This window comes from Paenibacillus sp. NPDC058898, from assembly GCF_049316025.1.
In the GTDB taxonomy this organism is placed as follows: domain Bacteria; phylum Bacillota; class Bacilli; order Paenibacillales; family Paenibacillaceae; genus Paenibacillus_AQ.
This window is the reverse complement of record NZ_JBMOSM010000001.1, coordinates 128,135-142,260: the sequence shown is the minus strand read 5'-3', so window position 1 is coordinate 142,260 and position 14,126 is coordinate 128,135. Positions and strand designations below refer to the sequence as shown.

The following is a 14,126-nucleotide window of genomic DNA, read 5'->3' as shown; positions in this document are numbered from 1 at the left end:
TTGTCTCCCGAAGGATCGTTCCACATGCAGGCAGATCGCATCGCATGCGAGCGTTTAGTCACTGTCTTTGTATACGAACCTCCTTTACCGATGGATTGATAAGCCCCTTGTAAGTAGAATATATAACATGGATGGGGGCCGTCTGGCCCGTATATTAGGCAAATACCAAGATGGTGTCAATCGATATTTATCACGCTTCCTTACATTTGTCCTGCTATATGCCAAAGTGGATTTTGCAAAAGAAGTAGAATAATCACAAAGTCTTCATTGTATTTTCAAGTTTTAAAACCAATAGGAAAATAACAAAAAAAAACGGGTTAACGACAAAAAAAGCCGCAATTTAAGCGGCCCGGCGTAAATAAAGATTCGTATCACTCGCGGCATCATTCCCTCTTTTGGAAGCACTTTATGAATTTCCTCAATTTGCGTGCATAGCGAAATTCCTGAATAACTTGATTGCTTCATATAAAGTACAGCAAGGGGATAAAAAAATAAAAGACTGCCTCTCAGCAGTCCTTCTTGTTACTAATGAATGCTACTTAGGTACAGCAGCCAAACTCTCTTTTGATGTTCGTCCGCCACGATTTGTGATAAATACCCCCGATAAAATGAGAATCAAGCCGATAATCAGGCTCCATCCAATCGGTTCATCCAGCAGCGTATATCCCCAGATCATCGCCGTCGCAGGAACGAGATAGGTGACGGATGTGGCAAACTCCGGGCTCCCTTTTAAAACCATATAATTGAACAGAATATACGCCACGCCAGAACCAAAGATGCCAAGGCCAACAAGAGAACCTATATTGGCTGGCTCTACGATCTTCGAAAGATCAATCTTTTCCGTAGTAAAAGCAATGATACCGCTCCCTACCATCGCCCCAAGCAGCGTTCCGAATGTTAGCTGATACATCGTCAGCCCGCCCAGTAAACGCTTGGATAATTGTGAACCCACGGCATAACACAAGGTAGCACCTATCATCGCTGCGAAGCCAATGAAATCGACAGTAATAAATGATCCGGGGCGAATGCCAAGCAGAATGACCAGACCGACAAGCGCGACGCCCATGCCCATCCATTGAATCCGCCTAAACACGGAGCCGAAGAACACTAAACCAACGAGCATGGTCCATATCGGCGTTGTTGCATTCAATACCGAAGCCATGCTGCTGGCCAGCCTGGTTTCGCTAAACCCGATCAAAGTCCATGGCAGGGCCATATTGATCATCGCAATCACGACGGTCGGCAGCCAACGAATTTCACGCAGGGCAAACGGCTTCCGCATGATGAGCATGACAATCGTAATGAAGAGAAATCCAAAGGTCGACCGCAGGAAGGCGATCCCCCAAGGGCCGAAATCGTGCAGCAGATTTTTAATGAAAAAGAACGAACCTCCCCATATGAGACTTAGGAGGATGAGTGCAATATATAAGGATCGTGCCAACTTAATACCTTCTTTCTATATGAGGGACATCCTTATAATTTAACATCTCATCAGGGAAGTTGTACAGAGCCATACTACACGGCGCCCTTGCAGGCAGCTTCTTCTCTTAGCATGATTCCATGCATAATACATAAAAAGCCTGGCAGCATTCATGTAGGCTTACACGCCTGGCGATACTGCCTCGGTGAAACCCCGTACTGTTTGCGAAACTGATCGGCAAAATGATTGTAACTGTTAAACCCGACATCCTGCGCGGCTTCGTTCGCCGTACGGCCGGAGTGGATCATCAATAAGGCGGCATGGCGAACCCTCATTTGATTCAGATGCTCCACGATGGTGTACCCCGTTTCTTGCTTAAACAAGTGGGCCAGCCTTGACCCCGATATTCCGATCTCTCGCGATATGGCGTCAATTCGAATATCTTCTTTTAACGAACGGGACAACAGGCCGAGGGTCTGCTCGACTCTGGGATCGAGTCTTTTGTGCGTGCGCTGTGCAAGCAGAAGCAAAATCTCACGCAGGGCGTTCTGACACAGTGCCTCCCACAGTTCTAACCGGTCCAGCGAATCTTGCAGCACATTCCGAAATGCTAGCTCGACACGTCTTCGGACATGTTCATCGGGCAGGGCTTCAACCAGGAACTCCTCGTTTCGCAGCAGCCTGTTTTCCGGAAGCCCGGGATAATGGATCCACAGGAAGTTCCAGCGTTTCCCCTGCACAGTCCCGTATTCGTGAGCAATGTTGGCTTGCAGCAGGCCGAGCTCCCCCGGCCCGCAGCGTTTCTCCCCGGCAGGCGTCCGGACATAGCCCTCTCCATGCAGCGTGTAGACAAGCAGCCAATCCTGCATCCCATGAGGACGACGCAGCCGATAAGCATCGCCTTGATCGAAATGGTCGCCGAATATGGTGCCGGTACTTTCTAAGGATATGCCTTCCCGTCCGTTAGGCGTTCGCACAAACCTCTCCTCCTCTGTACCTCGAATAGCAGAATCCCGGTAATTATAAGCAGATATCATACTTCCTCTCAAGTTAAGCAGACCTTATTCTATTGTCAACAGGAAAAAACAATAATCTTACGGGAGGAATTCGTATGCGAGAGAAGTTAAAGGTATTGACGGAAGAGCAGCTGCACAAGTTCGAAACGGAGGGGTATTTAATTGTAAAAGGGCTCTTCCGCCAGGAAGAGCTGTCGGAAATCGAAGCGACGTTCGAGGTGATCAGCCACACTACTATTCCCGGCCACTTTGAGCCGGTGTTAGATGATGAAGATGTCGAACCGCTGAAGCGTTATCCTCGTGTGATGCATCCGCACCGCTTTAATGCAACCGCCAAAAAATACATGCTGCATAAGCACGTTATGGAGGTGCTAGCTGATTTGTATGGCGAACCGGCACTCGCGGCTCAAAGTATGTTCTATTACAAACCCCCGGGTTCCCGCGGTCAGGCGCTGCACCAGGACAACTTCTACCTGCAGGTCGAGCCGGGCAACTGTATCGCGGCATGGACCGCAATCGATCCGGCTGATGAGCAGAACGGCGGGTTGCTCGTTGTTCCGAAAACAAGCGATTATGAACTGGTGTGCCCGGAGAAAGCCGATTCGAACGAGTCGTTTACCACTCACTTCGTGAAGCCGCCCAAGGATAAAAAGGTCCTTCCCGCCATCATGGACAAAGGCGATGTGCTGTTCTTTAACGGCAACCTGATCCACGGTTCTTACCGCAACAAATCCAACCGTTTCCGTAGGGCCTTCATCTGCCACTACGCGAACGCGTCGGCTGCCAAGATCGGTGCATTCTATCGGCCGCTGTTCCGGGAAGACGGTACGGAGATCAATCTCGATATCAATCCGAATGGCGGTCCGTGCGGCATCGAATTCGAAACGGCTTACCCCCATTGAAATAAAGGCGGCCAGCGTACATGTTCAAGCGCTGGTCGCCCTATGTTCTTTTCTTCGAATCGAAGTGCTTGGCATACATCTGAGCCACTCTGCAAATTCAGGTTGGTCCATTCTCTCCGTTTATATATCTAGCTTAGAACCGATATATGTTTGCTCCGCTACGGCGGTAAATCGCTCGACCAGATCGCTGATCTTGAACTTCTCCGCACCGATCATATAAGTCGTTACCGTATCATGAAATGGCGCATGCCAATGGACAGGCACGCCCTCCTTGCCAACGATCGCTCCGACGATGCTGCCTGCTGTAGCGGCCGTGCAATCATTGTCCAGCCCCATCGCAACTGTCTCGGAAATGACCTTGGACACATCCGTCCCTCCGATCATTAATCCGAATACGGTCAAGCATGCGTTGTTGTTCGTATGAACACTGGTTACGCTTATTCTCAAATGTTTTTGTTGGGCCTGATCGGTGATAAGCCTGAAGATTGGCATAAAGGACAATAGCCGTTACATTGGATTATCAAACAACTCACTTTGTCCTCCAATCGTTCAGGCGGATTTCGAGGACTTTTTTGTTTTTTTGGACCGCCATTTACGGAGTCCATGCATCCCGAGCAATACCAATGGAAATATAACTCCGACGGTGATCGTATACGGAATCCAAGTCTTTGCGTCCCATTCCAACTTGTATGGAACATTGGGATATATGAAGACGGAAACCGCGGCAAGTATCCAGCCCAGCGGCACGACCAGCGGCTGATAATTTTTGATATTAAATATCTGGCTGACGCCGATCGCAATGGCGTAAAAGTACAAGGAGATACGGAAAAATAAAGTGATAAACCACATCACCGCCATGACTGCTTCAATACGCTGAAGAAAATTGCCGATATTGATTTTTTTGGCCAGCATATAACTGGGATACAGATTTCGTGCCGTAATGTCCGGACCCAAGACCAATATCGCTAATCCAATAATCGTAAAAAGCACCCCCGCACCGAATAGGCTTCCGATATATACGGCCTTGTAAGCCTCTGCCGGTCGGTTAACAGCCCCCGGATAGATGATCATCAACACGATGTGCGGCAGAAACGCAGTACTAACAAAAGAGATTGCGGCCTGGAGGATAGGGTGGGCCCCCGATTCGAAAACGGGAAGTGCATTCTCCCATTTAATCTCCGACAATAATAAAATGCTCATGGACAGAAACAGAAGAAGAAACCATGGAAACAGCATCTCCGCTGATCTGGCCAGCACTTCCAGCCCTAAACGCACCCCCAGGACAACAAGGGCCCCGTAGAGGAAAATGATCGCCTGAACCGGGGTTTCGGGCAGCATTTGGATGGTCATGAAGTCGCTAATTTCGTGTAACACCGAAGCTGGACCACTTAGGAGCAATGTAATTAAAAACAGAAAGTTTACCGTTTTGCCTATCCATTTTCCTAAAAGTTTCTCGGACAATTGCATCAAATTGGTTTCCGGATACTTTTTAGACAATTGCAGCTGCACCGCCAAGATGATGAATCCGAGACCGATCCCAACCAAAGCGGCTATCCAAGCATCTTGCTTAGCAATGTTAGCCGTACCCGAAGGAACGATAAGAATAGCGCTTCCGGTCGTATACATGGCGGTTAATATGCTGACCTGGCGCAATGAAATTTTGACTACGGGCATCTTTCCTGCTCCTTTTCTTAGTGGGTCAAACCGATGACAGAAAGCCAATCACTGAACGGCTTGAATACGATCGTTAACATAACCAGAGGAGTTGGAATATCGTTCATGACCGTTTGGGCCACGCTAATTCCAATGCCAACGATCATGAATGCCGTAAACCCCCAGATTTCCCTAATTTCTTTTTCTCGGAGCATCCTCGGCAGCTCCAGCCAGGTTAAGATGGTGGCTGATATTGCAATAATCGCGATATTCAGCATCAATTCGCCTCATTCCTTTAGATCATTTAGAAAAGAATCATTGGTTGTTCCGGTTCGCCGAATTTTGTAATCCACTTGAATACGGGTCTCGAGGTTCGGAAAATATCGGTCGTTCCACGCGTCCTTCATTTCTTTCCATGCCTTCGGATGCGAACGGTGAAAAGCCTCCCCGAATCCGAATATGTCGACTTTAAACTCAGTCTGCACTTTATTGATAACGGACTCCAAACCTTGGGTTATTTTTTCTTCCATTTCGACTTCGAGATCCCTCACGGTCGCAGGTTGAGATAGATCCAAGCCGCTGCATTCCACTGCACCAATATTTCCCTCCATACGAATCTTGATATCCATTTCTGGTCGGGATTGAAGGATTCTTCCCTTCAACTTGGCATCGGTCCTTAGCGTTTCCACGATAACCTTTCCATCGTTCCGGCAGGGAATAAACGCTACAGAGCTTTTCACGTGCCCCGTTATGAGTCGATATCCCCTGCTATCCTTCTCGTTTAACCAGCCAATCAGTTTGTCAAATTTGAAAACGGCAAGCCCCGAATATTTCAATTGGCTCGGTGTATCGATATTTTCTACGTTTTTCTTCGTTTTTCCAAGATCCCGATTCCCTGTTATCACCAGTCCTGAAAGCACGGGGTGTTTTCCGCTGCTGGTAATATCACTTATCAATTGATCCAGTGTCACAGCCATGCTGGGTGACCATACCTTTTCTGAGATTTGCAAGGAATCGTAAAGTTTATTTGCAGGGATCGTTTCCATGGGCGTCATGATTTTCAAAGTTTCCTCCGCCGTTGCTCCTTTGGTAACAACCAGATAGAAATCGGGTCTGAATTCGTGATCCCTGGACAGAAGGTCCAGAACTTTGGCTATCCCTTCCCTTGCCATCGCCTCATCCATCAGAAACATCCGTAAATGGGAAAAATAAATTTTTCGCGGGCTAATCTGGGTTATTCTCCGGGCCGCCTCAAATATGGTATCGCCTTCAGCCGTAAAAAGTGTAGCAGGCGCTTGGGGACTTCCGCTTCTTTTGGCGGTAATCTGCCCGGGAATAGCGACTTGGACCGATAAACGGTAGCGGCCGTCCACCCAATCAACCCCTGCGGCTACCGCTATGGCCAATTCGTTCAATTCTCTGCGGTTCCAGCAACCGCTTAAAAGAAGAGTGATGACGAAATGTAGGAGAATCAACGCCAATATCCGTTTCATCCAATGTTCACTCGCTTTCCTGCTGGTCTGCATTCATCTATTCCCGCGATTTTTGGGGAGGTGTGCTTGTTCTGCGCTTTTCGTTGTTCTGATTGATCAGTCGGGGACGGTTCATCAGCATCCAATGTGGCAGCCGCAATATCGTATCTTTTTGCCCTTCCGGAATTAACGGCGCGAAAGGCGACATATACGGGGTTCCGAACGAGCGGAGGCTGCACAAATGCAGAATAAGAGCGATGATCCCGACAAGAATGCCAAACAGGCCGAATGATCCGGCAAGCGCCATTAACGGAAACCGGAGCATCCGAAAAGCAATGGACATGTTAAAGGATGGAACGACAAAGCTGGATATCGCCGTAATGGCAACCACGATGACCATGGCTGGAGAAATGATCCCCGCTTCGACGGCGGCTTGCCCTATGACTAACGTTCCTACGATGGAAATAGCGGATCCGATATTTTTGGGCAGCCGCACGCCTGCTTCCCGCAGAATTTCGAAGGTGACCTCCATGAGGACGGCCTCGACGAAAGCGGGAAACGGGATTTGCTCACGTTGTCCAGCCAGCCCGAACAGGAGCCGGGTCGGCAGCATTTCGTGATGAAAGGTGGTTATGGCTACATAGAGGGAAGGCCCAAGCAATGAAATGAATATGCTCAGGTAGCGCAGTATCCGCAGGAATGAACTGATATCCGCGCGCTGATAGTAATCTTCCGCAGCATGCAAGAAAGACACAAATAGGGCCGGAACGATCAGAACAAATGGGGTGCCATCTACGATAATAGCGATTTTGCCTTCAAGCAGCTCGGCCGCGACCACATCGGGACGTTCGGTATTATAAATCGTGGGAAATGGAGTCAAGGTCTTATCCTGCACCAATTCCTCGATATATCCGCTCTCTAAAATGCTGTCCACATCGATTCGTTCAAGCCGGGTTCGGACTTCCCCGACGATCTTCTCGTTGGCAATGCCATCGATGTACATCATGGCGACGTCCGTTTGCGTAATTCGGCCGATCTGCTTCGTTTCCATCCACAGATGAGGATCCTTGATCTTTCGACGAATCAAAGCCGTATTCGTTCGAAGCGACTCCGTAAAGGATTCGCGCGGACCGCGGACGACATTTTCCGCCGACGTTTCCATGACCCCGCGGTCCTTCCATCCACGTGTACCTGCTGCGATGCCTCGGTCCAATCCATCTACCAGAAAAATGGTGTCCCCCGACAATAAGGAATGGAACAACTTTTTATAATCATAAATGGACTGAATCTCATTATTAATAAAGGAAATATTTTCTAATATCTTTTGCCCATCGAAAGGCTTCGGATGTTCCGTATCTTCCCTCACCAGGGATTTAGCAGTGTCAGCTACGACCATCATGATGGATTCCGAAATGATCTTTTGGTCGGCCAAGCCGTCCGTATAGAGGATAGCGATATAGTGTTTCTCCTCTTCATCCAGCGGAATTTCCCTGATCACGATATCAGTACTGTTTCCGAGGGCTGCTCTGATATGGTTTAGACTACTTTTTATATCCGGACTTAAAGCATCGGGATCTGTTGTCGAAGTATTAGCTGGTAGGGTATCTTTGGTTCTATTTTTGATGGAATGGCCGCTTCTTCTTCGATACCGCATGGGAATATCCTTCCTCTCACAGATGCTATTCCCACATTATTACCGAAGAAAACCAGCTGTAAACTAACAGACACTTCAGCTCTTTATACCAGAAAACGCTGAGGCCTATTTGGCTCATCAAAAAAGAAGATAAACCTGTGAAATCCGGGATTATCTTCTCTATGGATTATAGACTTCGAATAACTATGAGGAATAATTTTTGTTCTCAATCACGATTACGGACTCCGTACCGGACCTCGCGGCTGCGGTTTGTTTGGTATGCAGAACAAGTTCACGGATAATACCGCAGCATTTCTTTGCACCTGCGACTAATAGCGGATCGCCGAGAAAACCCAATTTTAATCCTCTGGACAAAAATCCCCCGATTGTCATGACCAATGGAACGGTAGGTGAAGTGTTGGAAAACACAATAGGCTCCGTGTTCTGATATTTGTCTTGAAGAATGAGGCTTAAATTTTTTAAAGCTGGAATGACTATCTTGGATGAGCCCCGTCCAATGGTGTACACCGGATTTCCATTCTCATCCAGTCCGTGGAAAACGAGTTTGCCCATGTCGGACCTATTTAGTTTATTGAAATAGTCAACGGCCAGAATTTCCTCGGTTGTAAGCTGCCGATTCGTAGGTAATTTATTGAGATGATACGCTGCTGCCAGTGAGGTCGTATGCGTCCCACCGTAATCATTATAAATAAATATCATTTCATCAACCCGCCTTCATTATGTAATGAGCTTATTATTCCCCATTAATCTATATCCATTCCTCCCCATCGCATATTTTGCTAGATTAAGCATGTACCGAAAATAAAAAAAAGCCCTGATCATCAGGGCTTTTTTGCATTATGAATTATCATATGGATATAAACTTAGTCCAAGTAAACGGCTTTGCCGAGTTTGGCGGATTCGTATAGAGCTTCCAAAATCCGAGACACAACATAAGCTTGTTCTGGGGTTACGACAGGATCCTTATCCTGATCAATCGCCTCGATCCATCTTCTCATCTCAACATCCGGAGCCTGCTCCTGCTTCCCGTCATAGAACGCCACTCCGCCGGAATTCAATTCGATTTCGTTGGTGTACAGACGACTGAACTTCTCGCCGTTGATGCGAAGACCGTTCTTCATATCGGCTCCACCTTCTGAACCACTCAGCGTACATTTGGCTTCATCGATATCCAGCGTATTGAGCGCCCAGCTGGACTCCAGCATAATGGTCGCGCCATTCTCCATCACAATCATGCCGAAAGCGGAATCTTCGACAGTGAATTTTTCCGGATCCCATGGTCCCCAAGCGTTTGCCGCGTTCTCCTTGCGGGACAACTCATGGTATGTGGTACCGAGAACAATCTTCGGTTTGTAATTATCCATCATCCAGAGGGTCAAATCGAGAGCATGCGTACCGATATCGATAAGCGGACCACCGCCTTGTTTTTCCTCATCCAAAAATACGCCCCAAGTCGGAACAGCTCTTCTTCGTACAGCATGAGCTTTGGCAAAATAAATATTTCCGAGTTCACCGGCTTCGCATACTTGTTTCAGGTAAAGACTGTCTTGGCGGAAACGGTTATTGTATCCGATTGTCAATTTCTTGCCGGTGCGTTTCGCGGTTTCCATCATCCGCTTGGCATCCGCAGCCGTTTTTGCCATCGGTTTTTCACACATAACATGTTTGCCTGCTTCAAGCGAAGCAATGGAAATCTCGGCATGTGAGTCATTAGGCGTCAGAACATGGATGATATCGATGCTTTGATCCTGCAGCAACTCCTTATAGTCGCCGTACACTTTAGCTTCCTCAATACCGTACTTGCTAGCCGCGGCTTCTGCCTTTTCTAGGACGATATCGCAGAATGCCACGAGCTCCACGTTGTTTAATCTGCTTAAGCTCGGCAGATGCTTCCCGTTTGCGATTCCGCCACAGCCGATAATTCCAATACGATACACTTTAGACATAAATCATCACCATCACTTTTCATTAATTTTTTATAACTTCAAATATAAAGTCCTGCCTATCCATAACGCCATAAAGAGCAGGCGGGCTTATATGTATGTAATTCTGCCACAACATCTCTTGGGTCTCTGGATATGAACTTAGCTGCCATGACATCCACATATAAGGTATCACATCTTACTAATTTTTTTAGTCCAACTATGCGACAAATCATATATAAAATTACGACATTAATCTGAATTGCAAAGAACCGCAGAGAATTTACTCTGCAGTTTAATAAAGAAGTACGTATCACGCAGCTGGAATTCCCATGCTGGAGAAACGAGTCGGCACTTCCCGAACTTGTACTGGTCTATGCGACAAGCCGGAATGTTTAACGTTCCCGTATAGATGTATTGACATAGTAAGCTGCCGGGGGTCTCCCGGCAGCCTACTTATCTTAGGGTATATTAACTTTTCATTCGGGGATCCAATGCATCGCGCAGTCCGTCTCCCATCAGGTTAAAGGCGAGTACCGTCAGCATGATTGAGACACCGGGAAATACGACCGTCCACGGGGCCGTCGCTATAAACTGCCGCGAATCGGACAGCATCTTCCCCCATTCCGGAGCGGGGGGCTGGGCGCCCATCCCCAGAAACCCGAGTGCTGCGGCTTCGATGATGGCTGTTGCAATGCCCAGCGTGCCTTGCACGATAATCGGCGTCAGACTGTTTGGCAGTATGTGATGCCATAATATACCGCGGTTCTTCATCCCAATCGCCTGCGCAGCAGTGATGTATTCCTCGTTCTTCAAGCTAAGCACCTTGGCCCGAACCAATCGGCCATAGGTCGGTATGTTGACTATCGCGATCGCGTATAGCGCATTTTGCAGCGAGGGCCCCAGTATGGCTACAATCGCAATTGCCAGCAGGATACTCGGAAACGCCAACAAAATATCGAAAATACGCGAGATCAACATATCCATCCATTTCCCGTAGAAACCCGCGAGCAACCCAAAAAACGTTCCCAGGATGATGGAGCCAATCACGGAAAAAGTACCGACCCACAATGAAATACGAGCCCCGTGCAGCACCCTGCTGAGTATGTCACGCCCCAGATCATCTGTCCCGAACCAATGCTCCACAGATGGGGGCTTTAACCGATCGGTCAGCTCTTGGGCTTTATAATCATAGGGTGCAATAAGCGGCGCAACCAGTGCAATAACAATGAAGGCTACAATCATGAACAGTCCGAGCATCGCCATTTTATTCTTGCGGAAAGCTCCCCACGCATCCCTCCAAGGTTCGGAAACCTTCTCGATGGAGACGGCAGGGCTGTCGCTAGTGTGCGCCGTAATCTGTGGCATGGTCACCCCTCCTTACCGGTAGCGAATGCGCGGATCCACTGCTGCATACAGCAAATCCACAATCAAATTAATGAAAACGAATATAAAAGCGATGATCAGAATGCCGGATTGAATCACCGGGTAATCGCGTGAGCTGATCGCTTCATAAATGTACCGTCCTACGCCTGGCCAGGCAAAAATCGTCTCCGTCAATACAGCTCCTCCCAACAGCGCCCCGGTTTGTAAACCGATGACGGTAAGCACCGGAATAAACGCATTTTTAAGTGCATGCTTGTAGACGACAAAAAATTGGGACAGCCCTTTGGCTTTTGCCGTGCGGACATAATCAGAGTTCATGACCTCCAGCATGCTCGAACGCGTCATTCTGGCGATGACCGCCATTGGAATCGTACCCAACGCCACGCTTGGCAGGATCAGGTGTTTGATCACCGTCCACAATTGATCGAATCGTCCGGCGAGAATGCTATCAAGCAAATATAAATTCGTAACGGCTTCAACCGGATCCCGTTGATTCATCCGACCGATCGAAGGCAACCATTGCAGCTCGAGAGAGAAAATCCACTGTTCCATTAACCCAAGCCAAAAGATGGGCATCGATACTCCGATGAGCGCAACCAGCATACTAATGTAATCAAACCATGAGTTTTGTTTCCAGGCGCTTATAATTCCGGCATTAACGCCGAAAATGATGGCAAACGCCATAGCGGCAAACGTCAACTCGGCAGTCGCTGCCAAGTAAGGGGTGATTTCCTCGGCAATCGGCACTTTGGTACGGATGGATTGTCCAAGATCACCATGGAGCAAATCTTCGATGTACGTGAAATATTGCTGGTACCACGGATTATGAAGTCCCAATTGTTCACGGAGAGCTTCCTTGGACTGTTCCGTCGCCTTCTGTCCCAGAATGGTTTCCGCCGGGTCACCAGGGATTGCATGAATAATGGAAAATACAATCATCGTCATACCGATCAAAACAGGAACCATGATGAATAATCGCTTTAAAATATAGGATTTCAAAATAATTCACCTGCCAAAGACAATGTGGTACAACCCGTTATTCAAAGTGGACGTTATAGTAATACTCTGTGCCGGTTGGTGCCGGTACGTATCCCTTCACATTTGCTTTGGCCGCCAGGAGAGGTGTCGTATGCACAAGCGGAACCCACGGAGCATCGACTTTTATGATGTCTTGTGCTTGTTTATACAGCTCTTCTCGTTTGGACTGTTCGGTTTCTTTTTGAGCGGCAATCAAAATCTCGTGCAGCTTATCATTGGCATAATAGCTGTAGTTGTTAGACGGAATGGCGTCTTTATCAAGCAGCGTGTACAGAAAGTTATCCGGGTCGCCGTTATCGCCCGTCCAGCCGAGCATAAAGATGTCGTCTTTCTCCCCGGCTTTTGCATCGTCCAGATAAGTAGCCCATTCTGGAGATTCGATCTTGACCTTTACCCCAATTTTCTCAAAATCGGCTTGAATAACCTCGGCTACCTTTTTGCCATCCGGCATGTACGGACGGGGAACTGGCATGGCATAGAACGTGTACTCATCGGGTAAACCGTTCGGGTACCCCGCTTCGGCCAGTAACTGCTTCGCCTTTTCTAAATCGTATTCATAATCCTGAATGCTGTCGTTATACCCCCACAGGGAAGGCGGCAATGGATTTACAGCCGGGATGGCTTGACCAGCGAAGAAGGCCTCAATAATCGCCTGTTTGTTGACGGCATGGCTTAATGCCTGCCTTACTTTCACGTCATCAAAGGGTTTTTGCTTAAGATTGAAGCCGATATAACCTACATTATTAGAAGGGCGTTCGATTTTTTGCAGATTCGGATTACCTTCGAGCGTAGCCAAGTCATCCGGGCTCAAATCTTCCATCAGATCGATTTCCCCGCTTTGCAGCGCATTGAAGCGTGCAGAGTTGTCGGGAATAGAGCGTACAATCACTCTGTTTAATTTTGGAAGCCCTTCTCTCCAATAGCTTGGATTTTTCTCCAGAGTAATTGAATCGTTGCGCTTCCATTCCTTAAAGACAAAAGGTCCGGTGCCAACCGGTTCGTTTTTGAAGTTCTCCTTCTTCTCTTGAATGGCCGCAGGGCTGGCTATGCCGAAGGAGGTCATCGCCAGATTTTGCAGAAACGGTGCTTGCGGTTGAGTCAGCGTAAATTCAACGGTATTCGTATCGACTGCTTTCGCTTCTTTGATGATGCGTTTTCCGTCGGGGCCGAACATGGAGTCGTAGTAGTCGAAAGAGTCACCCTCAAATTTATACTCACTTTTTGGATCCGACCAGCGGGTAAAGTTAAAGACGACAGCATCGGCGTTAAAATCGGTTCCGTCATGGAATTTCACGCCTTGACGAAGCTTGAAGGTGTACTTCAGGCCGTCTTCAGAAACCGTCCAGCTCTCAGCTAGTGAGCCTTGAACTTCGGTCGTTCCTTCCTTATATTCCAGCAAAGAGTCAAATACCTGATGCGTGATTTTAAGAGATTCGCCGTCTGTAACGATTGCGGGATCCAGGGATGCGGAATCGCCACCCCGCCCGACAATTAATGTATCCTGTGTGGACTGTGGCGGGTTTGCCGTTTCTGTTTTTCCCCCCGTATCCGTTCCTGTTGCACCGTTATTGCTGCTGCCCTTACTTCCGCTGCATCCGGCAAGGATAACAACTCCGCACAACATCAATGCCAACACGACACTGCTCCAACTTTTCACTCTCAT

13 protein-coding genes are annotated in these 14,126 nt (G+C 48.0%); 1 reads left to right on the top strand and 12 read right to left on the bottom strand.

Going from position 1 to position 14,126, the window contains the following annotated elements:
- Positions 1-535: 535 nt before the first annotated feature.
- Together ACOZB4_RS00540 and ACOZB4_RS00535 are read right to left on the bottom strand one after the other, a co-directional pair.
- Positions 536-1,441, bottom strand: coding sequence for a DMT family transporter (locus ACOZB4_RS00540; protein WP_379409153.1), 906 nt, complete (start codon positions 1,439-1,441; stop codon positions 536-538).
- A 149-nt stretch (positions 1,442-1,590) separates the two neighbouring features.
- Positions 1,591-2,397 (bottom strand): helix-turn-helix domain-containing protein, encoded by an 807-nt coding sequence (locus ACOZB4_RS00535; protein ID WP_379409156.1) that lies wholly within the window; start codon positions 2,395-2,397, stop codon positions 1,591-1,593.
- Between the two features lie 134 nt (positions 2,398-2,531).
- On the opposite strand from ACOZB4_RS00535, the gene ACOZB4_RS00530 reads away from it, so the two are divergent.
- The gene (locus ACOZB4_RS00530) at positions 2,532-3,338 is read left to right on the top strand and encodes a phytanoyl-CoA dioxygenase family protein (RefSeq protein ID WP_379409158.1); all 807 of its coding nucleotides are present in this window, start codon (positions 2,532-2,534) and stop codon (positions 3,336-3,338) included.
- Between the two features lie 120 nt (positions 3,339-3,458).
- Here ACOZB4_RS00530 and ACOZB4_RS00525 read toward each other — a convergent pair whose 3' ends face one another.
- The 10 genes from ACOZB4_RS00525 to ACOZB4_RS00480 form a co-directional block, all read right to left on the bottom strand.
- Positions 3,459-3,785, bottom strand: a complete 327-nt coding sequence (locus tag ACOZB4_RS00525; protein ID WP_379409162.1) for an ADP-ribosylglycohydrolase family protein — start codon at positions 3,783-3,785, stop codon at positions 3,459-3,461.
- Positions 3,786-3,887: 102 nt separating this feature from the next.
- Entirely contained in the window at positions 3,888-5,012 is a 1,125-nt protein-coding gene (locus tag ACOZB4_RS00520; RefSeq protein ID WP_379409164.1) for a GerAB/ArcD/ProY family transporter, read from the bottom strand.
- Between the two features lie 17 nt (positions 5,013-5,029).
- A complete protein-coding gene (locus ACOZB4_RS00515) occupies positions 5,030-5,269 on the bottom strand; it encodes a hypothetical protein (RefSeq protein WP_379409168.1) in 240 nt (79 codons plus the stop codon).
- A gap of 9 nt (positions 5,270-5,278) precedes the next feature.
- On the bottom strand, positions 5,279-6,484 hold the full coding sequence (locus ACOZB4_RS00510; protein WP_379409170.1) for a Ger(x)C family spore germination protein: 1,206 nt from the start codon (positions 6,482-6,484) through the stop codon (positions 5,279-5,281).
- 37 nt (positions 6,485-6,521) lie between these two features.
- Complete coding sequence (locus tag ACOZB4_RS00505; protein WP_379409175.1) at positions 6,522-8,117, bottom strand: spore germination protein; 1,596 nt, start codon at positions 8,115-8,117, stop codon at positions 6,522-6,524.
- 183 nt (positions 8,118-8,300) lie between these two features.
- Positions 8,301-8,816, bottom strand: coding sequence for a DUF3189 family protein (locus ACOZB4_RS00500; RefSeq protein WP_379409177.1), 516 nt, complete (start codon positions 8,814-8,816; stop codon positions 8,301-8,303).
- A gap of 164 nt (positions 8,817-8,980) precedes the next feature.
- Positions 8,981-10,063, bottom strand: coding sequence for a Gfo/Idh/MocA family oxidoreductase (locus tag ACOZB4_RS00495; RefSeq protein WP_339272951.1), 1,083 nt, complete (start codon positions 10,061-10,063; stop codon positions 8,981-8,983).
- A 447-nt stretch (positions 10,064-10,510) separates the two neighbouring features.
- The gene (gene nikC, locus ACOZB4_RS00490; RefSeq protein WP_379409186.1) at positions 10,511-11,407 is read right to left on the bottom strand and encodes a nickel transporter permease; all 897 of its coding nucleotides are present in this window, start codon (positions 11,405-11,407) and stop codon (positions 10,511-10,513) included.
- Between the two features lie 12 nt (positions 11,408-11,419).
- Positions 11,420-12,424 carry an ABC transporter permease gene (locus ACOZB4_RS00485; RefSeq protein ID WP_379409188.1) on the bottom strand — a complete coding sequence of 335 codons (1,005 nt, stop codon included), beginning with the start codon at positions 12,422-12,424 and terminating at the stop codon, positions 11,420-11,422.
- 37 nt (positions 12,425-12,461) lie between these two features.
- Positions 12,462-14,126: an ABC transporter substrate-binding protein gene (locus ACOZB4_RS00480; protein WP_379409193.1), complete on the bottom strand. Its 1,665-nt coding sequence runs from the start codon at positions 14,124-14,126 to the stop codon at positions 12,462-12,464.

What these genes read in the sequence shown, in the direction of transcription:
- ACOZB4_RS00530 (WP_379409158.1), top strand. Translation starts at nt 2,532, where the DNA reads ATGCGAGAGAAGTTAAAGGTATTGACGGAAGAGCAGCTGCACAAGTTC.
- ACOZB4_RS00520 (WP_379409164.1), bottom strand. Translation starts at nt 5,012, where the DNA reads ATGCCCGTAGTCAAAATTTCATTGCGCCAGGTCAGCATATTAACCGCC.
- ACOZB4_RS00515 (WP_379409168.1), bottom strand. Translation starts at nt 5,269, where the DNA reads ATGCTGAATATCGCGATTATTGCAATATCAGCCACCATCTTAACCTGG.
- ACOZB4_RS00510 (WP_379409170.1), bottom strand. Translation starts at nt 6,484, where the DNA reads ATGAAACGGATATTGGCGTTGATTCTCCTACATTTCGTCATCACTCTT.
- ACOZB4_RS00505 (WP_379409175.1), bottom strand. Translation starts at nt 8,117, where the DNA reads ATGCGGTATCGAAGAAGAAGCGGCCATTCCATCAAAAATAGAACCAAA.
- ACOZB4_RS00500 (WP_379409177.1), bottom strand. Translation starts at nt 8,816, where the DNA reads ATGATATTTATTTATAATGATTACGGTGGGACGCATACGACCTCACTG.
- ACOZB4_RS00495 (WP_339272951.1), bottom strand. Translation starts at nt 10,063, where the DNA reads ATGTCTAAAGTGTATCGTATTGGAATTATCGGCTGTGGCGGAATCGCA.
- nikC (WP_379409186.1), bottom strand. Translation starts at nt 11,407, where the DNA reads ATGCCACAGATTACGGCGCACACTAGCGACAGCCCTGCCGTCTCCATC.
- ACOZB4_RS00480 (WP_379409193.1), bottom strand. Translation starts at nt 14,126, where the DNA reads ATGAGAGTGAAAAGTTGGAGCAGTGTCGTGTTGGCATTGATGTTGTGC.